The following is a 22859-nucleotide window of genomic DNA, read 5'->3' as shown; positions in this document are numbered from 1 at the left end:
CCGAGGGCATTACTGCAATTCAATCTTGCTCTGCGCTGGAAGCAGTTTGCACGTCGAGGCGATGAGGTTGCGTAGCCACATATGCGCGGGATCTCGATGCAGTCGCTCGGGCCATAACATGAGCATTTCGAAACCTGGAATGGCGAGTGGCGGCACCCGGACATGAAGCGCAGGCTCATCTCGCACCAACCGTTCTGGCACCACCGCAACCAGGTCGCTGTGAGCCAATGCCGAGACAAGCGAATTGAAATTGGAGGTCGATAATACGACCGTCCGCTTCAGACCTTGTGCGGCCAGTGCCTGGTCAGTACTCCCGATGAATCCGGCGCCATTGGGCGACATAACTGCATGTTCAAGATCGCAGAACGCCTGGAGCGATGGCTGGGCTGCCAAAGCGGGATGCCCGCGGCGCCCTGCCAATACATAGCGTTCCTGAAACAGCGAGCGCTGACGCATTTTCGGCGGTGCGTCATCGCGGGTGTGCAGCGCCATATCAAGCTGGCGGTTTTCCAAATCATGGGCAAGGCTGACGGGAGCTTTATTCAACAGTGCCAGGCGTGTGTTTGGGGCCAATCGTCTGAGCGCCGCCAGCGAAGGCCAGACCAAAGCGGTCGCGGCGTAATCGCTGGCAGCCACCCTCCAGGTCTGGCTGGACAGTGCAGGCTCGAAAGTACCACCAGGACTCAGTGCGCTTTCCAGAGCTACCAGCGCTCCACGCAGTGGCACGCGCAGTTGGCGGGCACGCTCGGTGGGCGACATGCCCCGGGGGCCGGGCAACAGTAACGGATCGCCCGATATTTCTCGCAGCCGACTCAATTGCATGCAAAGACTTGCGCGACCATACCTACGCATGAGCCGGTCTTTGCCCTGATCGACTGCAACTCGTTCTACGCTTCCTGCGAGCGGGTGTTTCGGCCTGACCTGGCCAAGGTGCCGATCGTGGTGCTGTCGAACAACGATGGCTGCGTGATCGCGCGCAGCTACGACGCCAATCCGTTCGTGAAGATGTGCGCGCCCTACTTCCAGATCAAGGACCAGCTACGCAAGCACGGCATCGTGGCCTTCAGTGCCGGCGATCGACTACCTTTACCGGCCGGGCTTTCGATACAGCAAGGCCGAGGTGCTACTGCTCGATCTGCGGCAGCCGGGCGATTCACGGATGATCTGTTTTCCGTCCAGCAGCCGGTGACCACCAACAGGCTGATGGCCGTCTTGGACGAGATCAATGGGCGCTGGGTACGCGGCACGCTGGGCGCTGCAAGCTGCAAGCGTGCTGGCCAACCCGGACTGGGCGATGCGCCGAGAGCTCATGGAGCCAGAGCTACACGACTAGGCTCGATCAGTTGTGGACTGTTCACGCTCATCAACCTTGGCCCTATCACCAAATTGAACGAGTGATCAGGAACCGCTGCCTTACCGAAAATGGAATCGCTACAGGGTCTATGCGTCTGTTCCAGACATTTCGAGCCGGAATCCCGGGCGATTGAACTCAGCGTTGTTTAAGGATCGAAGCATGGCTATCCGGTTGAATGAAGATGAGAAGGTGGCGTGGGATACTTATTTCTCGGCGGCCCTGGCCACCGCCAAAAGTAATGGTCTGCCCACTACGAAAGGACTGGATAACCAGTGGGAGGAAGCAGTGGAGCTCGCCGCTCGAATCGCTGACAAAATGGTCATTGAGCGTCGCCTGCGGATCGAAGCCATCGAACTTAGGTAATGATTTTTTTGCGCTGGGGACTTAATCACATGCCCTACGCGCTCTGCATTGATCTGCGGACGGAAAGTTTTTGTATAGGGTGCCGGCTAGCCCACTGCCTTGGTTGAATCTGGGCAATGGTGGCCGGTTCCGGTCGTTAGGCGTTTGGCACGAACGGCACCAATCATCCATACGAATTGGGCTCATAGAAAATAACATCAAGCAGTAGTGGCACTTAGTCATCATGATGGGATCAGATGGTACAGAACCCTCGTGTGTGTCTGATCTCAGCTTTCCAAGCATTCCTCATAACCCTGGTGTAAGCGTGTGATGCCGCAGAGGTTAGGGAAGATGTCTCGTAAGGTATGCAGCGACTGGATATCTGGATGGATCGAAACCCGGATTGGACATCTGTCTCCCCTTTAAGGTAATTCCCATGGCTCCCATGCCCATGCCCGTCCTCGGCTCCGATGAGCAGGCCGTTTTTGAACGTTTCGTCAAGGCTGTCTCCTACCTGACTGGGTGTTCAAGCGCCCTCCTCATGGTGCGTAATGGTGCCCATTGGAGCGTTGCATCGGCCCAAGCGCAAGTGACGGGTTTGAGCGACGACCATGCCGTAGATGTGTGGCTTCAGATGATTCTGTCGTACGGCGATGTGGTCGATGTTGCTGAGGTAATGCCCCCCAACCTGCCAGTCCCGACGGGTCTGTTACAGGTGGCCAATGAATTTCTGATATGCACGGCCGTACGTAGCCCTCTAGGCGAACTGATTGGCGTGGTGCTGGTAATGATCCCATTGCCTCATAAAAGGCTCAGCGCTGCCCAAGTCTATGGGCTTCAGACTCATGCCGCTGGTTTGCATACGATCATCCAGCCTGGACCCGACACCGCATCTGGCGGCTTGGCAGCCATTGAACGTCTTCGTCTCCTCGAATCAGTGGTTGTTCATGCCAAGGATGCAATACTGATTACCGAAGCTGAACCTATCGACCTTCCTGGACCGCGGATCGTCTACTGCAATCCAGCTTTCTTGGCTACCACTGGTTTTGCTCTCGACGAAGTCATGGGTCAAACGCCGCGGATCTTACAATGTGAGGAAACGAGCCGTGAGACCCTTCGGCAACTGAAAGAAGCACTCCAGCAGTGGAAACCCGTCGAAGTAGAGCTCATCAATGCCCGTCGGGACGGAACCCGGTTTTGGGTGCAGCTAAGCATCGTCCCTGTGGCAAACGAGAAAGGCTGGTTCACTCACTGGGTTTCCGTGCAACGGGACATTACGGAGCGGAAAAAAGCTGAGCAAGTGTTACTGCAATTGCAGGTGGACCGGGAAGAGCGTTTGAAGCTTGAGTCTCGGCTGGTCGAGCGCGAGCGCATACAGGATGAGCTCTCCTACGCTGCGTCCCACGATGAACTCACCAAACTCAAAAACCGAGCCTGTTTCATGGAGCGCTTGAAACAGGTGTTCAGCCAATCGTCACCCGACAGCATTGGGGCAGCCACAGTGCTCTATCTGGATCTTGATCGGTTCAAATACGTTAACGATGGTATGGGGCATCATGCAGGTGACAAGTTGCTCAAACGTGTCGCCAATCGTTTGAGTCGTTGTGTGGATCCCGACGCGCTGGTTGCACGCATCGGCGGGGATGAATTCGCCATTCTTGTCAGCGGCGAGTCGCATCATGAGCGGGCGGTTTTGACGGCGGACCGAGTAACACAGGCGTTGAGTTCCACCATCGAGATCGACGGACAACTGCTTTTTACTTCTTGCAGCATTGGTATCGTGACGCTTGACGCTCAGCACAATACGGCTGAGGACCTCGTTCGCGATGCCGATGTGGCCATGTACGCGGCAAAAAAGAAGGGTCGAGGACGCTGGGCCATTTTTGATTTGTCGATGCGTCAGGCGTCGATCGATATGCTGGTCATGCAGAATGCACTCAAGCATGCCATTTCTCGTGATGAACTCTACCTCGTCTATCAGCCAATATTTTCAGTCATGACTGAAGAAGTTGTGGGCTTTGAAGCACTTGTTCGGTGGTCTCATCCAACTTTGGGGAACATCGCTCCTGACGTTTTCATCAGCTTGGCTGAAGACATCGGGGTCATCTACGAGCTTGGGCGGTGGGTGATGCGCACGGCTTGCAAAGAGGTCAAGAGCTGGAGTGACCAGATGCCAAACAGGCCAATCAAGCTCAACGTGAATGTGTCCGGGGTCGAGCTTAACCGACTGGACTTTGCGGCTCAGGTCGCAGGTATTCTGGCTGAGACCGGCTTCGATCCACGGGTTCTTCAGATCGAAATCACCGAATCGGTTTTCCTGCATGAGCCAGAAGTCATCGCACTGACCTTGGAAAAGCTCCGGGCTCAACAGATTCGCATAGCGCTGGACGATTTTGGTACGGGTTATAGCTCGCTCAGCTACATTGATCGGTATCCCATCGACGTGATCAAGATTGATCGGTCATTTATTTCCCGCATGATGCACCACGAGCGAACCGTTGCGATCGTGAAAAGCATCTTCTCGCTCGGCCAAGCCTTGGATCTTGCCATCGTAGCTGAAGGGGTGGAAACGCAGAGCCAGTTGCATCGGCTGAAGAGTCTTGGTTGCCCCTATGTCCAGGGATTTTTGTACAGTCCACCGCTTCTAAAACACGATGCTCAGGCTCTTCTTGCAAAGCAATGATAGTCATTGGTTTGCAGATCTTGCACAGTTGCCACGTTCGCGAATTCCCCATCGGAAAGCAGGGCGTGGCGTTCGATCGGCATGAGCTCGATGCCTGGGCAGACGCCTACATCGAATCCCGCGCGATTGTAAAAGCGGCCAATCAGGACACCAATCCGCATCGCAGCGAGCGCCAGCGAGTGCCGAAAGGAGATACGCCTGGTGGTGCTGAACGGGGTTGCCAAGTCGGTCATCGACCAGCAGCGCGGCAAACACACGCGGTTCGTGTTCCCGTTTGGCAAGCCAGATGGGGAAGGGAATGAAACGATGGTCCACCGCATGAACGACTCAGCCTGGAAGAAGGCGCGGGTCAGAGCGACGAAGAAATGGCAGTAGACGTACCTGCGGCCGGCCCATGAGAGTTTCGCGAATATCCGCATTCACGACCTGAACCACACCTTTGGGAGAAGGCTTCGTGCAGCAGGCGTGACTGAGGAAGATCGCAAAGCGCTCTTGGGGCACAAGAACGGCAGCATCACCAGCCACTACTCCGCGGCGGAGTTGGATCAGCTGATTGAAGCGGCCAACAAGGTATCAGCGACCGACTCGCGAAGGCCGGTGCTAACAATTTTGAAGCGGAGGCAAGCATGAAAAACAGAGATGTCACGCAAAAGTCACGCACATGAAAAAGGCCACCCCTCGCGGAAATGGCCTAAGTCATTGAAAATAATGGTCGGGACGGAGTGATTCGAACACTCGACCCCTTGCACCCCATGCAAGTGCGCTACCGGGCTGCGCTACGCCCCGACGAAGGCGATACAAACCTGAAACTACCGGTGTTGAAGCCTAGAGCGTTTCCAAGCCTCTGAAAACGTTGAAAAATATACCCTAACCCCGACGATTAAGGAAGTACTTTTCGCGCTTTATTTCTTCAACACAACCAGTACGTCTTCCAGCTCGGAGATCATCTGCCGAATCAGTTGCTTGTACTGGGTAGTGTCGTCCTTGGCCTCGTCGCCGGACAGGCGCAAGCGTGCGCCGCCGATGGTGAAGCCCTGCTCGTAAAGCAGCGCGCGGATCTGGCGGATCATCAGCACGTCCTGGCGCTGGTAATACCGTCGGTTGCCGCGGCGCTTGACCGGGTTGAGCTGGGTGAATTCCTGTTCCCAGTAGCGCAGCACATGGGGCTTGACCGCGCACAGGTCGCTGACTTCACCGATGGTGAAGTAGCGTTTGCCGGGAATGGGCGGGAGTTCGTCGTTATGACTTGGTTCCAGCATATGCCTCAACTCGGGCCTTCAACTTCTGCCCTGGACGAAAGGTGACCACACGGCGAGCCGTGATCGGGATTTCTTCACCCGTTTTCGGGTTGCGGCCGGGCCGCTGGCGTTTGTCCCGAAGGTCGAAATTGCCGAAACCCGACAATTTGACCTGCTCGTTGTCTTCAAGAGCGTGCCTGATTTCTTCGAAAAACAGCTCGACCAATTCCTTGGCCTCCCGTTTGTTCAGGCCCAGCTCTTCATAAAGACGTTCCGCCATTTCAGCTTTCGTCAGAGCCCCCATGCGCTACTTCCTTAACGTGGCGTTCAACCTTTGTTCGAGCGAGGTGAGGATGGCTTGCGTCGTGGAGTTCACCTCATCGTCGTTAAGAGTGCGCGATGGATGCTGCCAGGTCAAGCCGACTGCGAGGCTTTTTCTATGCGGATCAATGCCTTTACCTTGGTAGACATCAAATAGCCTGAGGTCTGTGAGCCATTCGCCAGCATTCTCGCGGATGATTTCAAGAACCGCGGCGGATGGCACCTCGCGATCAGCGATCAGGGCCAGGTCGCGGCGCACTTCAGGGAAGCGCGATAGCTCCTGGAATTTCGGCAGTTTGCCTGCCGCCACTTCGGCCAGGATCAGCTCGAAGACGAAAACCGGACGATCCAGGCCCAAAGTCTTCACCAGCTCCGGGTGCAGGGCACCCAGGTAGCCGACTTCGCGACCGTCACGCTCGATCTTCGCGGTCTGGCCGGGATGCAGGGCCGGGTGCTGGCCGGGTACGAAGGTGAACGCGCCCTGAGCACCGGCAAAACCGAGAATGGCTTCGACGTCGGCCTTGACGTCGAAGAAGTCGACGCCGTCCTTGCCCTGAGCCCAGCCTTCCGGCAGGCGGCTGCCGCAGACGACGCCGGCGAGCATGGCTTCCTGCTTCAGGCCGTCGAGCTGGCCGATAAAGCGCAGGCCGCTTTCGAACAGACGCACGCGATCCTGCTGGCGGTTGAGGTTGTGCTGCAGCACCTTGATCAGGCCGGGCCACAGGGTCGAGCGCATGGCGGCCATGTCGGCGGAGATCGGGTTGGCCAACAGCAGCGGCTCTACGCCTGGGTTGAACAGCTCGAACCACTTGGGATCGATGAAGCTGTAGGTGATCGCTTCCTGGTAGCCGCGGGCGACCAGCAGGCGACGCAGCGCGGGCAGCTCGCTCTTGGCCTCGGCCTTGGCTTGCGGGGCCAGGCGCGCCTGGGGGTAGCGAACCGGCAGGCGGTTGTAGCCGTAGAGGCGAGCCAGTTCTTCGATCAGGTCGACTTCCAGGCTGATGTCGAAGCGATGGCTTGGCACTTCAACCAGCCATTGGCCTTGCCCCTGAGCGGTCACGCCCAGGCCCAGGCCGACCAGCAGCCCTTCGACTTCCACGGCGCTCATCTGCATGCCCAGCATCTGGCTGACGCGTTCGGCACGCAGGATGATCGGCGCGATGTTCGGCAGGTGTTGCTCGCTGACCACCTCGATGACCGGACCGGGCTCGCCGCCGGTGATTTCCAGCAGCAGGCCGGTGGCGCGCTCCATGGCTTCGCGGGCCAGGCGCCAGTCGACGCCGCGCTCGTAGCGGTGCGAGGCATCGGTGTGTAGGCCGTACGAGCGGGCCTTGCCGGCCACGGCGATCTGGTCGAAGAAGGCGCTTTCAAGGAACACGTCGCGGGTCGTGGCGCTGACACCGCTGTGCTCGCCGCCCATCACGCCGGCAATGGCCAGCGCGCGGGAGTGGTCGGCGATGACCAGCGTGTCGCTGCGCAGGGAGACTTCCTGGCCGTCGAGCAGGACCAGCTTCTCGCCCTGCTCGGCCATGCGCACGCGGATACCGCCGTTGATTTCGGCGAGATCGAAGGCGTGCAGCGGCTGGCCGAGTTCGAGCATCACGTAGTTGGTGATGTCGACGGCCGCGTCGATGCTGCGAACGTCAGCGCGGCGCAGGCGCTCGACCATCCACAGCGGGGTCGGGCGCGAGAGGTCGACGTTGCGGATGACGCGGCCGAGGTAGCGCGGGCAGGCATTGGGTGCCAGCACGTCGATGGAGCGCACTTCGTCATTGACCGGGGCCACGGTAGGCACGGCCGGACGGGTGACCGGCACGGCGTACAGGGCGCCGACTTCACGGGCAAGGCCAGCCAGCGACAGGCAGTCGCCGCGATTGGGGGTCAGGTCGACCTCGATGCTGGCATCGTCCAGTTGCAGGTAGATGCGGAAATCTTCGCCTACCGGCGCGTCGGCCGGCAGTTCCATCAGGCCGTCGTTGCCCTCGCCCACTTGCAGTTCGGACTGCGAGCAGAGCATACCGTTGGACTCGACTCCCCGCAGCTTGGCCTTCTTGATCTTGAAGTCGCCCGGCAGTTCGGCGCCGATCCTGGCGAACGGAATCTTCAGGCCGGGGCGCACGTTGGGCGCGCCGCACACCACCTGGAAGGTTTCCTGGCCGTCGCTGACCTGGCATACGCGCAGCTTGTCAGCGTCCGGGTGTTGTTCGGTAGAAAGCACTTCGCCCACGACCACCCCGGTGAATTCACCGGCGGCCAGGGTCACGCTGTCGACTTCCAGGCCGGCCATGGACAGGCGCGCTACCAGTTCGTCGCGGGAGACTTGCGGGCTGACCCAGCCGCGCAGCCACTGTTCACTGAATTTCATGCTGCTCTCCTGGAATAATTAGCGAAATTGCGCGAGGAACCGCAAGTCGTTTTCGAAGAACAGCCGCAAGTCGTTGACGCCGTACCGCAGCATGGCAAAACGCTCGACGCCCATACCGAAGGCGAAGCCCTGAAACTCTTCCGGGTCGATGCCGGACATGCGCAGCACGTTCGGGTGGACCATGCCGCAGCCCATCACTTCCAGCCAGCCTGTCTGCTTGCAGACACGGCAGCCGTTGCCGTTGCAGATCACGCACTGCATGTCGACTTCCGCCGACGGCTCGGTGAAGGGGAAATAGGACGGCCGGAAACGCACGGCCAGCTCTTTCTCGAAGAACACCCGCAGGAATTCTTCGATGGTGCCTTTGAGGTCGGCAAAATTGATGTCGCGATCGACCAGCAGGCCTTCGACCTGGTGGAACATCGGCGAGTGAGTGATATCCGAGTCACTGCGATAGACGCGGCCCGGGCAGACCACGCGAATCGGCGGTTGCTGCGCTTCCATGGTACGGACCTGCACCGGCGAGGTGTGGGTGCGCAACAGCATGTTGGCGTTGAAATAGAAGGTGTCGTGCATCGACCGGGCCGGGTGGTGGCCTGGGATGTTGAGCGCTTCGAAGTTGTGGTAGTCGTCTTCGACCTCGGGGCCTTCGGCAATGCCGTAGCCAATATGGGTGAAGAACTGCTCGATGCGTTCCAGGGTCCGCGTCACCGGGTGCAGCCCGCCAGTGGTCTGGCCACGGCCCGGCAAAGTGACGTCGATCTGTTCGGCAGCGAGTTTGGCGCTGAGCTCGGCTTCTTCGAAACCGGCCTTGCGCGAATTCAGGACCTCTGTAACACGCTCCTTGGCTTCGTTGATCAGCGCGCCGACTTTCGGACGCTCATCGGCCGGCAGGTTGCCCAGGGTTTTCATCACCTGAGTAAGTTCGCCTTTCTTGCCAAGGTAATGAACCCGGATCTGCTCCAGGGCATTGATGTCTTCAGCTTGTTGCACGGCCTCCAAAGCTTGGGAGACCAGCGCATCCAGGTTTTCCATGTACAGACTCCAGATACGAAATAGGGGAAGAGCTTTAGAAGGCTCTTCCCCTATTTACTGACGTTTAGCACCCTGAACCGCCAGCGGAAGCCCAGGGTGATTGTCGTGGGTACTTAAGCCAGCGAGGCTTTAGCTTTCTCGACAATCGCAGCAAACGCCGCTTTTTCGTTCACTGCCAGATCAGCCAGAACCTTGCGGTCGATTTCGATCGACGCTTTTTTCAGGCCCGAGATCAGACGGCTGTAGGACAGACCGTTGACGCGAGCACCAGCGTTGATACGAGCGATCCACAGAGCGCGGAACTGACGTTTTTTCTGACGACGGTCACGGTAGGCGTACTGGCCTGCCTTGATTACCGCTTGCTTGGCAACACGGAATACGCGCGAGCGTGCACCGTAGTAGCCTTTAGCAAGTTTCAGAATTTTCTTGTGACGCTTACGGGCAATGACGCCACGCTTAACACGAGCCATGAGTTAGTCCTCTATCTTTGACCGAAATTAACGAAGGCGCAGCATGCGCTCGACTTTTGCCACGTCAGACGGATGCAGCAAGCTGCTACCGCGCAGTTGACGCTTACGCTTGGTCGACATTTTGGTCAGGATGTGGCTCTTGAAAGCGTGCTTGTGCTTGATGCCGTTAGCAGTTTTGAGAAACCGCTTGGCTGCACCGCTTTTGGTTTTCATCTTTGGCATGTTCGGATACTCCGCATTCAGTTGATAAACATAACCGCAAGGCCTGCCGTGCCCTGGTGGTTATTTCTTTTTCTTGGGGGCGATGACCATAATCAGCTGGCGTCCTTCCATCTTAGGATGCTGTTCGACCGAGCCGTACTCGAGCAGGTCTTGTTCGACCCGCTTGAGAAGCTCCATCCCCAGCTCCTGATGCGCCATCTCACGGCCGCGAAATCTCAAGGAGATCTTGGCCCTGTCCCCATCACTAAGGAAACGTACCAGGTTGCGTAGTTTTACCTGGTAATCCCCTTCCTCCGTCCCTGGACGAAACTTGATTTCTTTTACCTGAATCTGCTTCTGGTTCTTTTTCGCGGCAGCGATCTGCTTCTTCTTTTCGAAGATCGACTTGCCGTAGTCCATCACCCGGCAAACGGGCGGGACGGCGTCGGCAGAAATCTCTACCAGATCCAGCTTGGCTTCTTCAGCAATACGAAGCGCTTCATCAATCGAGACGATGCCAATCTGCTCGCCGTCAGCGCCAATTAACCGAACCTCGCGTGCCGAGATATTCTCGTTGATCGGGGCCTTCGGTGCAGCTCGTTTATCTTGTCTCATTTCACGCTTAATAATAATTACTCCGAATCATGGCGACCACGCCGGGAAACCGCTTGTGCGAGGAACTCGGTGAACTGAGCGACGGGCATGGAGCCCAGGTCTGCACCTTCACGGGTACGCACAGCGACAGTTTGCGTTTCAACCTCCCGATCTCCGATGACGAGGAGATAGGGAACCTTGAGCAAAGTATGCTCGCGGATTTTAAAGCCGATTTTCTCATTTCTCAAGTCGGACTTGGCACGAAACCCGCTTTGAAGCAGATTTTTTTCTACGTCAAGGGCAAAATCGGCTTGTTTATCAGTGATATTCATGATCACCGCCTGGGTTGGCGCCAGCCAGGCCGGGAATGCACCTTCGTAGTGCTCGATCAGGATACCGATGAAACGCTCGAACGAACCCAGGATCGCACGGTGCAGCATCACAGGATGCTGACGGTCGTTGTTTTCCGAAACGTATTCAGCGTCCAGGCGTATCGGCAGGTTGAAGTCCAGCTGAAGCGTGCCGCACTGCCAGACTCGACCCAGGCAATCCTTGAGCGAGAATTCGATTTTCGGGCCGTAGAAGGCGCCCTCGCCCGGCTGCAGATCATAGGCCAGGCCGGCGTTGTCCAACGCGGCAGCCAGGGCAGCCTCGGCACGGTCCCATAACTCGTCGGAACCGACGCGCTTTTCCGGACGAGTGGACAGCTTGAGCTGGATGTCCTTGAAGCCGAAGTCGGCGTACACATCCATGGTCAGCTTGATGAAGTCGGCCGACTCCGATTGCATCTGCTCTTCGGTGCAGAAGATGTGCGCGTCATCTTGAACGAAGCCACGCACCCGCATGATGCCGTGCAGCGCACCCGATGGCTCGTTGCGGTGGCAGGCACCGAACTCGGCCAGGCGCATCGGCAGCTCGCGGTAGCTCTTCAGGCCCTGATTGAACACCTGCACGTGGCACGGGCAGTTCATCGGCTTGATGGCGTAGTCGCGGTTCTCCGACTGCGTGGTGAACATGTTCTCGGCGTAGTTGGCCCAATGCCCGGATTTCTCCCACAGGCTGCGATCGACCACCTGCGGAGTTTTCACTTCGAGGTAGCCGTTGTCGCGCTGCACCTTGCGCATGTACTGCTCGAGCACCTGGTACAGGGTCCAGCCGTTCGGGTGCCAGAACACCATGCCCGGCGCTTCCTCCTGGAGGTGGAACAGGCCCAGGCGCTTGCCGATCTTGCGATGGTCGCGCTTCTCGGCTTCTTCGATGCGCTGGATGTAGGCCGCCAACTGCTTCTTGTCAGCCCAGGCAGTACCGTACACACGCTGCAACTGTTCGTTCTTGGCGTCGCCGCGCCAGTAGGCACCGGACAGCTTGGTCAGCTTGAACGATTTCAGGAAACGCGTGTTCGGCACGTGCGGGCCGCGGCACATGTCGACGTATTCTTCGTGGTAGTACAGGCCCATGGACTGCTCGTTGGGCATGTCCTCGACCAGGCGCAACTTGTACTCTTCACCACGAGCCTTGAACACCTCGATGACCTCGGCACGCGGCGTGACCTTCTTGATCACGTCGTAGTCGGTGTCGATCAGCTGCTGCATGCGCTGTTCGATCGCCGCCAGGTCATCGGGGGTGAAGGGCCGCTCGTAGGCGATGTCATAATAGAAGCCGTCTTCGATGACCGGGCCGATCACCATGCGCGCAGTCGGGTACAGCTGCTTGACCGCATGGCCCACCAGGTGCGCGCAGGAGTGGCGGATGATCTCGACGCCTTCCTGGTCCTTGGGGGTAATGATCTGCAGGCTGGCATCGTGCTCGATCAGGTCGCTGGCATCGACCAGCTGACCGTCGACCTTGCCGGCCACGGTGGCCTTGGCCAGGCCGGCGCCGATGGAGGCTGCTACTTCGGCCACGGAAACCGCGTGGTCGAACGAACGCTGACTGCCGTCAGGAAGAGTAATAGTTGGCATGGCGCCTCCTCTCCTAGTGGTGACCCCTACCAAAGGTCACGTGGGTTGGGATGAGCCAGTACGCGATTCGATCCAGGCCGTGTAACTTGCCTGCCTTACATTGGCAGGAGCCCGGGGGCCAGCCGCAGATCGAACCAGAGTGACTGGTTTTTGATGAATCAATACTTGGGTGCAATCCGGTAATCCGCGCCTTGCAAGGTCGCGGCCGAGCATCCTAACACAGATATCGCGCCCCATCGCCGCAACGCAGGTTTTAATGCATCTTTGTGTGTGCTCGCGACCCATGAGCTGAACTCAAGCCCCCCTGCGCCCCTCAAACCAGGGGTACCGATTCGTCAAACACATCCGCAAAAAGGAGCATCCGCGATGCGTTTCCATCAAGTGGCTACCCTGACCCTGGCCTTGACCGCCGCCCTGCCCGCCTTCGCCGGCAAATGGCCGGCCGGCGCCGAAGAAAGCTTTACCAAGGACTGCGTCACCAGTGCAAGCAAGCAAGTCGACCCGGCGCGCGCCAAGCAGCTGTGCGATTGCAGCGCCCAGCAGGCAACCAAGAATTTCACCGACAAGGAGCTGTCGATGCTCAACACGCCACCCTCCAACGCCAACGAAGAGGTGCGTGCGCGGCTGATGAAAGACACCCAGGTGTGCCGTACGAAGAGCTGATTTCTGCTCCTGAACGCCCCGAAGCAGGGTCGCCACAGGGCAAAATGATGGCGAAAAACGCGAAGCAGTAGGCTTTTTGAGGATATTTCGCATTCGTCAGAGGTCGGCCAGACCCAACAAAATCAGGGGTTTGGCCAGTGTCACAAAAAAAAACACGATAAAGACAGGAATCAGCGCATCTAAAAGGCTTACTGAACCTGCATTTAGACTATGATACCTCTCGTGTGCCCAGTTGGCCTGAGCAGCACAGCACTACTGAATATTATGTTTCTTGGAGATACACCATGTCTAATCGCCAAACCGGCACCGTAAAATGGTTCAACGATGAGAAAGGCTTCGGCTTCATCACTCCTCAAGGTGGCGGTGACGACCTGTTCGTACACTTCAAAGCTATCGAATCTGACGGTTTCAAAAGCTTGAAAGAAGGCCAAACGGTTTCTTTCGTAGCTGAGAAAGGCCAAAAGGGCATGCAAGCTGCTCAAGTTCGCCCAGAATAATATTCTGACCGAACGAAAAAACCCGTCGAATAGACGGGTTTTTTTTGCCTGCGATTTACGGCTTGCGCCAACCGATCAGCCGCAGGTGGCGCGCTGCACAACGCCATTGGCGTCGGTGTTGAGGTTCAGCCGCTCGGACCGGTAGTCCATCGTGACCATGTCGTTGGGTTTCAACACGCGGGCAATCTGCGCGCCGGAGCGAGTCCTCGCCTGCTCCAGCAAGGCCGAGGTCGCCTTCTGGCCAACGGTATATTGCGCCTGCTCGGAATGGCAACGGCCATCCTGGACCACTGGCGCAGCAGCCACTTCAGGTGTGTGTCGTTCGCCCGTCGAGCAGCCGGCCAAGGCCAGCAGCCCGGCCATCAGCACAGTGGTCAACGATGTTGCATGCTTGCAAGGCATGAAGCCTCCCCATAGGAAAATGTGAATAGGTCCGACCCCGGCCTGGTCGCTTTGTTGCACCCAACGCAGTTTGCCCGAGGGTCCGCAGCACGACCCTGTTAAATCTGTATGAGTGTTTTTCAGAATATTTCGGCAGCGGTTGATCATCGTGCCGCTCAAGCTCGCCGTCTGGCGGGGATGCCAAAACCTGGCTGCGCGTGGTTTACTGAACGCATCCCGGGCAGGTTCGCCCAAGCTTCCACGAGATCATCATGGCCAACGTTTCCGTAGACGCCGACATCAAGGTCAAATGGCCCCAGGGGCAATCGTCCTACAGCCCCGGCAACCCCGAAGAGCTGGCGATCATCGCGGTAGACCTGCTGGTCAAGGAGCTGGGCACCGCGGCGGCGCGCTCGTTCATCGGGCAGGTGTTCGAGCGCTACAGCGGTGAGCATCTGCTAGGCGTTGGGGCGCCCGCCGGGGCTTCGATGCGAGCGCCGTGAGTCATTGCCGGGCTTGAACCGCCCGTCCTGGTGGGCGCACATCGAGCTCAATCCAGGCGCGCCAGCCGCTCGCACAGCAGATCGAACAAGCCCTGCGCGTCCCCCTCCAGCAGCCACAGCACCTTCTTCTCAAGCCCGGTCTTGCCGTACCAGTCGGCGATGCTCTGGCCGAAGGTCGGTCCTTCGCGGGTGTCGATCCACAGGTGCACCTTACGCCCACTGAACAATTCGGGCCGCAGCAGCCAGGCGATCACGCTGGCGTCGTGCACCGGCCCGCCCGGCAGGCCGTAATGCAGCATGTCCGGCTTGACGTACTCTTCCAGAATCGAGCCGACCAGCTGCCCAGCGCGGTTGCCCAAGGCGGCGATCTGCGCCAGACGGGACTCGCTGGTGAGCATCTTGTGAGTGACATCCAGCGGCACATAGACCAGCGGCACGCCGCTGTCGAGCACCACCTGGGCGGCGTGCGGGTCGGCGAACAGGTTGAATTCGGCCACTGGGGTGATGTTGCCGCCGTTGAAATGCGCGCCGCCCATGACCACCACCTGCTTGATGCCGCGCACGATCTCCGGCGCCTGGATCAAGGCCAGGGCCAGGTTGGTCTGCGGACCGATCATGGCGATGGTGATGCTCTGCTCCGGCACCTTGCCGAGCGTCTCGATCAAGTAGTCAACAGCGTTGCCCGGCGCCAGTGGCGCAGTCGGCTCGTACACCGGCACGCCAGGGCAGCCTTCGGAACCGTGAACATGGGCCGCATAGATCGGGGTACGCAACAGCGGGCGCCCGGCGCCTGCGTACACTGGCACCTCCGGGCGCCCACCCCATTCGCGGGCCAGCCGCGCATTGCGCGACGTTTTCTCCAGGCGCACGTTGCCGGCAACGGTGGTGATGGCGCGCAGCTTGAGTTCAGCCGGTGACGCCATGGCCAGCAGCAGCGCGACGACATCGTCCGCGCCGGGGTCGGTGTCGATGATCAGATCAATGGGCACAACGTTGCTCTCGCCAGCCAATGGGCAGTCCTCGCCAGTGGAAAATCAGAAGAATACCCCGGAAACCAGCGCGATATTGCAGTACGGCTGGCATTCACCGGTGCGCACGATGGCGCGCGCGTGGGCGGTCAGCTGCTTGAACTCGGTGTGACTGAGCAGCTGGCGCTCGCCGATTGCGCCTTCATCGTGCCATTGCTCGAGCCTGGCCAGCGGACCGGGCCTGGCTTGCAGGATTTCCTCGGCGAGCACGTGGCGCTCGACCTGCATCTCGCTGAGCACCACCCCCAGGGTGCTGGCGAAGTCCGGAATGCCCGGGGTCAGGGCCAGGTCGATGATCTCCACCCCGGGCGGCACCGGCAGGCCGGCGTCGGCGATCACCAGGATGTCGCCATGGCCGAGGGAGGCAATGACCCGCGACAGGGCAATGTTGAGGACGGGTGTCTTTTTCATGCGGCGATGAACCCCTGCACGTCAGCCAATGTGGGTATGGAAGGTTGCGCGCCGGCACGGGTGACCGACAGCGCAGCGGCGATCTGCCCGAACAGGATCGCCTCGCGGGGCGACTTGCCGCTGGCCAGGCCCGCCGCGAAGGCGCCAACGAACGTGTCCCCCGCCGCCGTTGTGTCTACGGGCTGCACCCGCGGCGCGGCGAAATGTTCGCTGCCCTGGGCATCGACATAGAGCACGCCCTCCCCGCCCAGGGTAATCATCACCCGCCTGGCGCCCAGCTCCAGCAGGCGCTCGGCGGCCAGCCTGGCAGTGTCGAGGGAGAACACGGCGATGCCGGTGAGGGCCTGCGCCTCGCTTTCGTTGGGTATCAGGTAGTCCAGGTGCGGGTACCACTCGCTGGGCAACGGCTGCGCCGCCGGGGCCGGATTGAGGATCACGGTCTTGCCCAGCTCGCGGGCGCGCTGCAAGGTATGACCGACCGTGGCAGACGGCACCTCCAGCTGGGCGATCACCACCTCACTGCCCTGCAGCAGCGCGTCCGCCGCTTGCACACTGGCCGGGGTCAGCAGGCCGTTGCCGCCAGGAATGATGACGATGGCGTTCTGGCTGTTGGCATCCACCACGATCATCGCCAGGCCGCTGGAGGCGCCCTGGGCGGTGCTGACCGCCTGGCAATCGATGCGCTCGACCAGCAGCGCCTGGCGCAATTGCTCGCCATAGGCGTCGCTGCCCACGCAACCGACCATCGCCACCGAGGCGCCCAGGCGTGCGGCAGCCACGGCCTGGTTGGCGCCCTTGCCGCCGGGCACCGTGGCAAAACTGTCGCCGGCCAGGGTTTCGCCCGGGCGCGGCAGGCGCTCGGCGCGCGCCACCAGGTCCATGTTCAAACTGCCGACTACCACTACGTTTGCTTGCATCTCGTGAGGCTCTTCAATAATTCAGCGATATTCTGAAAACAGCGGGCTGAGCTCCGCCGTCGATTCGCGCGCGACGATCGCCGGTGCCACCAGGCGTTGCTCGCAGGCGCCACTCACCGTCTTGCGCACACGCTGCAGCAGACGCTCGGCCGCCGTCTCCCCCAATTGGCGAATCGACTGGCCCACCGTGGTCAGCGCCGGGTAGACGAAACGACACATCTGGATGTCATCGAAACCGATCACCGACAGCTGTTCCGGCACGCGGATGCCACGTTCGGCAGCGGCGCGCAGCACGCCCATGCCCATCATGTCGTTGCAGGCGAAGATCGCCGTAGGCGCCGCCTGTCCCGGCGCCGGTGCCAGCAGTCTGGCGGCGGCGTCGTAGCCACCCGGCACACTGAAGTCGCCTTCGACGACCCGCGATGGCGGGACCACCTGTTGCGCCTCGGCCAACGCCCGCCGGAACCCGGCCAGGCGTTGCTGGCCGCTGCTGGTCAGCAGTGGGCCAGTGATGCAGGCGATCTCGCGATGGCCCAGCTCGAGCAGGTGCCGGGTGGCCAGGTAGCCACCCAGTTCGTTGTCGATGCACACCAGATCCGCTTCCAGCCCGGGCAGCACACGGTCAAGTATCACCACCGGGGTCCGCGTACTGGCCAGTGATTGGGCCAGTGCGCTCTCGCCACCCACCGAGGAGACGATCAGGCCGTCGACCCGCTTTTCCAGCAGCACCCGAATGTAGCTGCGCTGCTTTTTCGGGTCGTCGTCGGAATTGCACAGGATCACGCAGTAGCCTTTGCGCTCGCAGTAATCCTCGATGCCACGCGCCAGTTCGGCGAAGTACGGATTGATGCTGTTGGGCACCAGCAAACCGATGGTGGCCGTGCTGCGCGCCTTGAGCGAACGCGCGACGGCGCTCGGCACGTAGTCGAGCTGGGCAATCGCCGCCTCGACTTTGAGCCGCACCGGGTCGCTGACCGGGCGCGACTTGTTCACCACATGGGACACCGTGGTATAGGAAATTCCCGCCAGGGCCGCCACATCCTTGATTGTTGCCATGCCTGATTGCCCCTGAAACCTATGGCCCTGTACTAAACGCGGCGGCTGGCGCGGTTGCTGCGGTAAGTGTCGAGCACCACGGCAATCACGATCACAGCCCCGGTAATGATCCGTTTGGTCGGTTCGGAAGCGCCGATCTGCGCCAATCCGGCCGCCAGTACCGAGATGATCAACACCCCGAAAAAGGTGCTGACCACCGAACCGCGCCCACCCATCAAGCTGGTGCCGCCGATCACTACTGCGGCGATCACCTGCAGCTCCAGCCCGGAGCCAGCATTGGGGTCGGCCGCTTCCAGGCGCGAGACCTGAAACAGCGCCGCCAACCCGGCCAGCAGCCCCATCAGGCTGAACACCAGAATCTTGTAGGGCTTGGGATTGATACCTGCCAGGCGCACCGCCTCTTCGTTGGTGCCGATGCCGATCAGGTAACGGCCGAACACTGTACGCGTCAGCACCAGTTGCGCAACCACTATGACCGCCAGGGCGATCACGAACGAGGGCGAAATGCCGAACGCGATCGGGTCCGACAGCCAGGCGAAGGCATCGCCGATGTAGGCCGTGCGCGAATCGGTCATCTGGTAGGCAACGCCACGGGCCATTTCCAGCACCCCCAGTGAAACGATGAACGACGGAATGCGCCAGGCCACCGTGATCGAACCGGTGATGGTGCCAGCCAGGGCGGCGCAGGCCATGCCCAGGATCGACGCCGGGACCACGCCCCAGCCCCAGCCGAGAATCGCCACGCTGACCGCCGAACCCGCCAATGCCAGCACCGAGCCGACCGACAGGTCGATGCCGCCGATGATCAGTACAAAGGTCATGCCCACTGCCAGCACCATCAGGTCGGGGATCTGGTTGGCCAGGGTGCTGAACGTGGCGTACGACAGAAAGTGGTCGCTGAGCAGCGAGAACAGCACCACCATGGCCAGCAGCGCGCCGGCCAGGCCCAGGTAGGTGCCCAGGCCGAAATAGGTGCCACTGCGGCGGGTGGCCGGGGTGGCTTGGGGTACTACAGTACTTGAGGTTTTCATGCTTGATTCCTGGGCGCTGGTGCATCCACCAACGCATCACGTCGCTTGTAGCCCGCGAAAGCCGCGGCCAGTAGCTCATCCTGAGTCCAGCTGTCACGCTGGAAGGTTTCGATCAATCGCCCGGCCGACAGCACGCCGATGCGGTCGCAGATCAACATCAGTTCGCGCAGGTCGCTGGACACCACCACCAGCGCCTTGCCCTGGCGTGTCAACTCGCCGAGCAGGGCATAGATGTCGAACTTGGCGCCGACATCGATGCCGCGCGTCGGCTCGTCGAACAGCAGCACCTGGCAGTCGCGTTCCAGCCAGCGGCCGATCACCACCTTCTGCTGGTTGCCACCGGACAGCTCGCTGACCCGCTGCTCGGTGCTCGAGCTGCGGATGCGCATGGCCTCCACCTGGCGCCGCGCCAACGCGTGCTCGGCGTTGCCATCAACCATGCCGCCATGGGAAATGGCGGGCATGTTGCCCAGCGCCACGTTGCCAGCAATCGACTGCGACAACAGGAGGCCCTCGCCCTTGCGGTCCTCGGTGATCAAGGCGATCCCGTGGCGCACGGCGTCGGCGGGCGAACGAATGACCACCGGCACCGGCGGCGAACCGACTGAGACGCTGCCGCTGTCGGCCTTGTCGGCGCCGAAGATCAGCCGCATCAACTCGGTACGCCCGGCGCCGATCAGCCCGGAAATTCCGTAGATCTCACCGGCCCGCACTTCGAAGGAGACGTCTTCGACCTTGCCGGCGCGGGTCATGCCCTGGACCTTGAACAGCGGTGCACCGATCTGCCGCTGGCCCAGGTCGAGCTGCTCGCCCAACTCGCGGCCGACCATCAGGGTGACCAGCTGGGCGCTGTCGTAGCGAGACATCTGCTCCACGCACACCAGTTGGCCGTCGCGCAGCACGGCGATGCGTTGCGCCACGCGGGCCAGCTCTTCGAGGCGGTGCGAGATATAGACGATGGACACGCCACGGGCGCGCAGCCGGGTGATCTGTTCGAACAGCATTTCCACCTCGCGCGAGGTGAGCATGGCGGTCGGCTCGTCGAGAATCAGCACGCGGCAGTCGCCGATCAGGTTGCGGGCGATCTCGACCATCTGCTGATGGCCGATCCCCAGCTCGCCCACCGGCGTGTCCGGGTCGATGGCCTGCAGGCCCACCTGCTCCATGGCTTGCAGGGCGGCCTGGCGCAGCCGCTTGCGGTTGATCCAGCCACCGCGGCTGGGCAGGTTGTCGAGAAACAGGTTTTCCGCGACCGACAAGGTCGGCAGCAGGTTGAGTTCCTGCATCACCATGCGCACACCCTGCCCTTCGGCGACGGTGCGGCTGGTGGGTGCGAAGGGCTGCCCCTGGTAAAGCATGGTGCCGGTGGTGGGCGATTCCAGGCCGCCGATGATCTTCGACAGCGTGCTCTTGCCCGCGCCGTTTTCACCGGTCAGCGCCAGCACTTCGCCGCGTAGCAGTTGCAGGTCGATACTGCCCAGCACCGGCTGGGCGTAGGTCTTGCCAATGCCGCTGACCGAGAGCACGACGTTTTCAGCATTGCCTGACATGGCAGCTCTCCATGACGCCCGCGCTGTGAGGCGGGCGCCTACTAGAAGGACAAAGGCGGGTTACGGCTTGGTGACCAGCTCGACCGGGGTCTGGATGACGTTATTGGCGTCGACGTCGACCTTTTCGTGCTTGACCAGCTTGAGCGCCGCCTGAATGCCGAACACCGCCTGCTTGGCGGCGAACTGGTCGGCGGTGGCGAGCACGCGGCCGTCCTTGAGCATCGGCTTGATGGCGTTGATGTTGTCATACCCAACGACCTGCACCTTGCCCGCCTTGCCGGCGGCGCGCACCGCCGACACGGCGCCCAGCGCCATGCTGTCGTTGCCAGCCAGCAGAGCCTTGAGGTTGGGGTATTCGTTGAGCATGGCGGCGGCCACCGCGTTGCCCTTGTCGATTTCCCAGTTGCCCGATTGGGTGGAGTCGATCTTCATGCCGGCCGCGTCCATGGCGTCCTTGAAGCCGGCGGTGCGCATCTGCGCGTTGGTGGTGGTAGACACGCCTTCGATGATGCCGACCTCATCGCCCTTCTGCAGTTTGGTGGCCAGGTAGTCACCCACCAGACGCGCACCCTTGCGGTTGTCCGGGCCTACGAAAGGCACGTCCAGGTTCTTGCTCTTGAGCACGTCGGGGTCCAGCTGGTTGTCGATGTTGATGACCATGATGCCGGCGTCCTTGGCCTTCTTGATCACCGGCACCAGGGCCTTGGAATCGGCGGGGGCGATGACCAGTGCATCGACCTTGGAGACGATCATCTGTTCGACGATACGGATTTGCGCGGCGGTGTCGGACTCGTCCTTGATGCCGTTGGACACCAGGTCAAAGTCGGCGCTGTGGTCTTTTTGATAGGCCTTGGCACCGTCTTCCATGGTCAGGAAGAACTCGTTGGCGAGGGACTTCATCACCAGGGCCACCTTGGGCTTGGCGGTGTCGGCCATGGCCGGGGACAGCGGAGCGAGGGCGCAGGCAGCAGCGAGCAGGGATGCAGCAAGCAGACGGCCGGGGAATGGCAGACTCATGGGAAACACTCCGATCTTATGATTGTTTTGGAGCAACAGGTTGCGCTGATGACTATAGGCGATCGCGGCAAAAGCCGATGAAGCCTTCAGTCGCAAACGTTTGCGTAGTGCGACTATGCGAACACTCCAAAACTTTGTCAATCGCCGTCAAGCAGGAGAATCGTTTAACCCAAAAATGGTGCAAGCAAATGTTGCAATAGCTTGCGGATCGCTCAAATGTGAAATACTGTATGCGCATACAGCACACCATCATCAACGCCTCTACAAGGAACGACCCGTGGCAGCCTCCTCCGCCGCTTCTCTCCCCAGCAGCTATGAGCAGCTGGGCGTGCGCATCCAGAAAATCATCAACTCGCCCAACGCGCAGAAAGCCCGCTCGGCGCTGATCTTTAGAATGCCTCACGAGTCGCCGGCTGACTGGGACCAGATGCTTGCGGAGATCGCCGAGAACGACAACGTCACCCTCGCCTGGCGCGATGATGGCGGCATCCAGATATTCTGGGTCGTGCCCCAGGAAGACTGACCCGTGAAATCGGTTTTACTGGCGGCCAGCCTGCTGTTGCTGAGCTGCGCCGCAGCTGCCCAGGCACCGCGTACCTTCAGCGAAGCCAAGAAGATCGCTTGGCAACTGTATGCGCCGCAGTCCACCGAATTCTATTGCGGCTGCAAATACAGCGGCAATCGCGTCCATCTTGCCGCCTGCGGTTATGTGCCGCGCAAGAACGCCGCCCGCGCTGCGCGAATCGAATGGGAGCACATTGTCCCGGCCTGGCAGATCGGCCACCAACGCCAGTGCTGGCAGAACGGCGGGCGCAAGAACTGCACGCGCAACGATCAGGTCTACCAGCGGGCCGAAGCCGACCTGCACAATCTGGTGCCGAGCATTGGCGAGGTCAATGGCGATCGTAACAACTTCAGTTTCGGCTGGGTCCCGGCGCAACCGGGCCAATACGGCTCCTGCCTGACACAGGTCGACTTCAAGGCGAAGAAGGTCATGCCGCGCCCGTCGATCCGCGGAATGATCGCGCGCACCTACTTCTACATGAGCAAGCGCTACGGGCTGAAGCTGTCGCGCCAGGATCGCCAGCTCTACGAGGCCTGGAACAAGACCTACCCGGTGCAGGGCTGGGAACAGCACCGCAATCAGCAGGTGGCCTGCGTGATGGGGCATGGCAACGAGTTCGTCGGCGCGGTGAACCTCAAGGCCTGCAGCTGAACCAGCGCCTATTTGTAACTCTTTG

General features: G+C 60.5%; 24 protein-coding genes, 1 tRNA gene and 2 pseudogenes. 9 read left to right on the top strand and 18 right to left on the bottom strand.

Annotated elements, in window-relative coordinates; translation table 11 throughout:
• Positions 1 to 9: 9 nt before the first annotated feature.
• Positions 10 to 960 (bottom strand): LysR substrate-binding domain-containing protein, encoded by a 951-nt coding sequence (locus SFA35_RS09985; RefSeq protein ID WP_414058538.1) that lies wholly within the window; start codon positions 958 to 960, stop codon positions 10 to 12.
• On the opposite strand from SFA35_RS09985, the pseudogene SFA35_RS26715 reads away from it, so the two are divergent.
• The 4 genes and pseudogenes from SFA35_RS26715 to SFA35_RS09965 all read left to right on the top strand — a co-directional run.
• Positions 868 to 1071: pseudogene (locus SFA35_RS26715) on the top strand (DNA polymerase V subunit UmuC); the annotation flags it as partial. The gene SFA35_RS09985 and the pseudogene SFA35_RS26715 sit on opposite strands and share 93 nt — an antisense overlap.
• 442 nt (positions 1072 to 1513) lie before the next feature.
• On the top strand, positions 1514 to 1717 hold the full coding sequence (locus SFA35_RS09975) for a hypothetical protein (RefSeq protein ID WP_320577783.1): 204 nt from the start codon (positions 1514 to 1516) through the stop codon (positions 1715 to 1717).
• A gap of 415 nt (positions 1718 to 2132) precedes the next feature.
• Positions 2133 to 4379 (top strand): putative bifunctional diguanylate cyclase/phosphodiesterase, encoded by a 2247-nt coding sequence (locus SFA35_RS09970; RefSeq protein WP_320577780.1) that lies wholly within the window; start codon positions 2133 to 2135, stop codon positions 4377 to 4379.
• 195 nt (positions 4380 to 4574) lie between these two features.
• Positions 4575 to 5009 (top strand): annotated as a pseudogene (locus SFA35_RS09965) (site-specific integrase); the annotation flags it as partial.
• Positions 5010 to 5088: 79 nt separating this feature from the next.
• Here SFA35_RS09965 and SFA35_RS09960 read toward each other — a convergent pair.
• The 9 genes from SFA35_RS09960 to thrS all read right to left on the bottom strand — a co-directional run bounded on the left by SFA35_RS09960 (position 5089) and on the right by thrS (position 12564).
• Positions 5089 to 5165: transfer RNA gene (locus SFA35_RS09960), tRNA-Pro, on the bottom strand.
• A gap of 116 nt (positions 5166 to 5281) precedes the next feature.
• Positions 5282 to 5638: a MerR family transcriptional regulator gene (locus tag SFA35_RS09955; protein ID WP_320577779.1), complete on the bottom strand. Its 357-nt coding sequence runs from the start codon at positions 5636 to 5638 to the stop codon at positions 5282 to 5284.
• The gene (gene ihfA, locus SFA35_RS09950) at positions 5619 to 5921 is read right to left on the bottom strand and encodes an integration host factor subunit alpha (protein ID WP_002553164.1); all 303 of its coding nucleotides are present in this window, start codon (positions 5919 to 5921) and stop codon (positions 5619 to 5621) included. The genes SFA35_RS09955 and ihfA overlap by 20 nt, the downstream gene beginning before the upstream one ends.
• Positions 5922 to 5924: 3 nt before the next feature.
• Positions 5925 to 8303: a phenylalanine--tRNA ligase subunit beta gene (pheT, locus tag SFA35_RS09945; RefSeq protein ID WP_320577777.1), complete on the bottom strand. Its 2379-nt coding sequence runs from the start codon at positions 8301 to 8303 to the stop codon at positions 5925 to 5927.
• 18 nt (positions 8304 to 8321) lie between these two features.
• Entirely contained in the window at positions 8322 to 9338 is a 1017-nt protein-coding gene (gene pheS, locus SFA35_RS09940; RefSeq protein WP_320577775.1) for a phenylalanine--tRNA ligase subunit alpha, read from the bottom strand.
• Positions 9339 to 9451: 113 nt separating this feature from the next.
• Positions 9452 to 9808 (bottom strand): 50S ribosomal protein L20, encoded by a 357-nt coding sequence (gene rplT / locus SFA35_RS09935; protein WP_213881260.1) that lies wholly within the window; start codon positions 9806 to 9808, stop codon positions 9452 to 9454.
• 27 nt (positions 9809 to 9835) lie between these two features.
• Complete coding sequence (rpmI, locus tag SFA35_RS09930) at positions 9836 to 10030, bottom strand: 50S ribosomal protein L35 (protein ID WP_002553160.1); 195 nt, start codon at positions 10028 to 10030, stop codon at positions 9836 to 9838.
• A 60-nt stretch (positions 10031 to 10090) separates the two neighbouring features.
• Positions 10091 to 10642: a translation initiation factor IF-3 gene (gene infC, locus SFA35_RS09925; protein WP_320578955.1), complete on the bottom strand. Its 552-nt coding sequence runs from the start codon at positions 10640 to 10642 to the stop codon at positions 10091 to 10093.
• Positions 10642 to 12564: a threonine--tRNA ligase gene (gene thrS / locus SFA35_RS09920; protein WP_320577768.1), complete on the bottom strand. Its 1923-nt coding sequence runs from the start codon at positions 12562 to 12564 to the stop codon at positions 10642 to 10644. The genes infC and thrS overlap by 1 nt, the downstream gene beginning before the upstream one ends.
• 366 nt (positions 12565 to 12930) lie before the next feature.
• Between thrS and SFA35_RS09915 the strand changes: the two genes are divergently transcribed.
• Positions 12931 to 13227, top strand: a complete 297-nt coding sequence (locus tag SFA35_RS09915; RefSeq protein ID WP_320577767.1) for a hypothetical protein — start codon at positions 12931 to 12933, stop codon at positions 13225 to 13227.
• A gap of 284 nt (positions 13228 to 13511) precedes the next feature.
• Positions 13512 to 13724 (top strand): cold-shock protein, encoded by a 213-nt coding sequence (locus SFA35_RS09910; RefSeq protein WP_003179963.1) that lies wholly within the window; start codon positions 13512 to 13514, stop codon positions 13722 to 13724.
• Positions 13725 to 13799: 75 nt separating this feature from the next.
• Here the strand turns inward: SFA35_RS09910 and SFA35_RS09905 are convergent, their stop codons facing one another.
• On the bottom strand, positions 13800 to 14126 hold the full coding sequence (locus SFA35_RS09905) for an I78 family peptidase inhibitor (protein ID WP_320577753.1): 327 nt from the start codon (positions 14124 to 14126) through the stop codon (positions 13800 to 13802).
• Positions 14127 to 14377: 251 nt separating this feature from the next.
• Between SFA35_RS09905 and SFA35_RS09900 the strand changes: the two genes are divergently transcribed.
• Positions 14378 to 14608 (top strand): hypothetical protein, encoded by a 231-nt coding sequence (locus tag SFA35_RS09900; protein ID WP_320577751.1) that lies wholly within the window; start codon positions 14378 to 14380, stop codon positions 14606 to 14608.
• Between the two features lie 47 nt (positions 14609 to 14655).
• On the opposite strand, the gene SFA35_RS09895 is transcribed toward SFA35_RS09900, so the two are convergent.
• Genes SFA35_RS09895 through SFA35_RS09865 form a run of 7 tightly spaced genes read right to left on the bottom strand, consistent with a single transcriptional unit; the run spans position 14656 to position 21618 of the window.
• Positions 14656 to 15597 (bottom strand): nucleoside hydrolase, encoded by a 942-nt coding sequence (locus SFA35_RS09895; RefSeq protein ID WP_414058509.1) that lies wholly within the window; start codon positions 15595 to 15597, stop codon positions 14656 to 14658.
• 45 nt (positions 15598 to 15642) lie between these two features.
• Entirely contained in the window at positions 15643 to 16047 is a 405-nt protein-coding gene (gene rbsD, locus SFA35_RS09890; protein WP_320577749.1) for a D-ribose pyranase, read from the bottom strand.
• Complete coding sequence (gene rbsK / locus SFA35_RS09885) at positions 16044 to 16964, bottom strand: ribokinase (RefSeq protein WP_320577747.1); 921 nt, start codon at positions 16962 to 16964, stop codon at positions 16044 to 16046. The genes rbsD and rbsK overlap by 4 nt, the downstream gene beginning before the upstream one ends.
• 21 nt (positions 16965 to 16985) lie before the next feature.
• On the bottom strand, positions 16986 to 18020 hold the full coding sequence (locus SFA35_RS09880; RefSeq protein ID WP_320577744.1) for a LacI family DNA-binding transcriptional regulator: 1035 nt from the start codon (positions 18018 to 18020) through the stop codon (positions 16986 to 16988).
• A gap of 32 nt (positions 18021 to 18052) precedes the next feature.
• Positions 18053 to 19051 (bottom strand): ABC transporter permease, encoded by a 999-nt coding sequence (locus SFA35_RS09875; protein ID WP_320577742.1) that lies wholly within the window; start codon positions 19049 to 19051, stop codon positions 18053 to 18055.
• Positions 19048 to 20601 (bottom strand): sugar ABC transporter ATP-binding protein, encoded by a 1554-nt coding sequence (locus SFA35_RS09870; RefSeq protein WP_320577741.1) that lies wholly within the window; start codon positions 20599 to 20601, stop codon positions 19048 to 19050. Before SFA35_RS09870 ends, SFA35_RS09875 begins: the two co-directional genes overlap by 4 nt.
• Before the next feature lie 60 nt (positions 20602 to 20661).
• On the bottom strand, positions 20662 to 21618 hold the full coding sequence (locus tag SFA35_RS09865; RefSeq protein WP_320577739.1) for a sugar ABC transporter substrate-binding protein: 957 nt from the start codon (positions 21616 to 21618) through the stop codon (positions 20662 to 20664).
• Positions 21619 to 21895: 277 nt separating this feature from the next.
• Between SFA35_RS09865 and SFA35_RS09860 the strand changes: the two genes are divergently transcribed.
• A complete protein-coding gene (locus tag SFA35_RS09860) occupies positions 21896 to 22141 on the top strand; it encodes a DUF1654 domain-containing protein (protein WP_320577737.1) in 246 nt (81 codons plus the stop codon).
• A 3-nt stretch (positions 22142 to 22144) separates the two neighbouring features.
• Positions 22145 to 22834, top strand: a complete 690-nt coding sequence (locus SFA35_RS09855; RefSeq protein ID WP_320577735.1) for an endonuclease I family protein — start codon at positions 22145 to 22147, stop codon at positions 22832 to 22834.
• Positions 22835 to 22859: the final 25 nt, after the last annotated feature.

Source organism: Pseudomonas sp. HR96 (genome assembly GCF_034059295.1).
Taxonomy (GTDB): Bacteria; Pseudomonadota; Gammaproteobacteria; order Pseudomonadales; family Pseudomonadaceae; genus Aquipseudomonas.
Note: the sequence above shows the minus strand (reverse complement) of the source record. Positions and strands in the feature narration are given on the sequence as shown.

Excerpts from the sequence above, each read along its gene's own strand:
- SFA35_RS09970 (WP_320577780.1), top strand. The coding sequence starts at position 2,133 with ATGGCTCCCATGCCCATGCCCGTCCTCGGCTCCGATGAGCAGGCCGTT.
- pheS (WP_320577775.1), bottom strand. The coding sequence starts at position 9,338 with ATGGAAAACCTGGATGCGCTGGTCTCCCAAGCTTTGGAGGCCGTGCAA.
- pheT (WP_320577777.1), bottom strand. The coding sequence starts at position 8,303 with ATGAAATTCAGTGAACAGTGGCTGCGCGGCTGGGTCAGCCCGCAAGTC.
- rpmI (WP_002553160.1), bottom strand. The coding sequence starts at position 10,030 with ATGCCAAAGATGAAAACCAAAAGCGGTGCAGCCAAGCGGTTTCTCAAA.
- SFA35_RS09875 (WP_320577742.1), bottom strand. The coding sequence starts at position 19,051 with ATGAAAACCTCAAGTACTGTAGTACCCCAAGCCACCCCGGCCACCCGC.
- SFA35_RS09865 (WP_320577739.1), bottom strand. The coding sequence starts at position 21,618 with ATGAGTCTGCCATTCCCCGGCCGTCTGCTTGCTGCATCCCTGCTCGCT.
- SFA35_RS09880 (WP_320577744.1), bottom strand. The coding sequence starts at position 18,020 with ATGGCAACAATCAAGGATGTGGCGGCCCTGGCGGGAATTTCCTATACC.
- SFA35_RS09905 (WP_320577753.1), bottom strand. The coding sequence starts at position 14,126 with ATGCCTTGCAAGCATGCAACATCGTTGACCACTGTGCTGATGGCCGGG.
- SFA35_RS09870 (WP_320577741.1), bottom strand. The coding sequence starts at position 20,601 with ATGTCAGGCAATGCTGAAAACGTCGTGCTCTCGGTCAGCGGCATTGGC.
- rbsD (WP_320577749.1), bottom strand. The coding sequence starts at position 16,047 with ATGAAAAAGACACCCGTCCTCAACATTGCCCTGTCGCGGGTCATTGCC.
- rbsK (WP_320577747.1), bottom strand. The coding sequence starts at position 16,964 with ATGCAAGCAAACGTAGTGGTAGTCGGCAGTTTGAACATGGACCTGGTG.
- SFA35_RS09955 (WP_320577779.1), bottom strand. The coding sequence starts at position 5,638 with ATGCTGGAACCAAGTCATAACGACGAACTCCCGCCCATTCCCGGCAAA.
- SFA35_RS09915 (WP_320577767.1), top strand. The coding sequence starts at position 12,931 with ATGCGTTTCCATCAAGTGGCTACCCTGACCCTGGCCTTGACCGCCGCC.
- SFA35_RS09900 (WP_320577751.1), top strand. The coding sequence starts at position 14,378 with ATGGCCAACGTTTCCGTAGACGCCGACATCAAGGTCAAATGGCCCCAG.
- rplT (WP_213881260.1), bottom strand. The coding sequence starts at position 9,808 with ATGGCTCGTGTTAAGCGTGGCGTCATTGCCCGTAAGCGTCACAAGAAA.
- thrS (WP_320577768.1), bottom strand. The coding sequence starts at position 12,564 with ATGCCAACTATTACTCTTCCTGACGGCAGTCAGCGTTCGTTCGACCAC.
- SFA35_RS09910 (WP_003179963.1), top strand. The coding sequence starts at position 13,512 with ATGTCTAATCGCCAAACCGGCACCGTAAAATGGTTCAACGATGAGAAA.
- ihfA (WP_002553164.1), bottom strand. The coding sequence starts at position 5,921 with ATGGGGGCTCTGACGAAAGCTGAAATGGCGGAACGTCTTTATGAAGAG.
- SFA35_RS09975 (WP_320577783.1), top strand. The coding sequence starts at position 1,514 with ATGGCTATCCGGTTGAATGAAGATGAGAAGGTGGCGTGGGATACTTAT.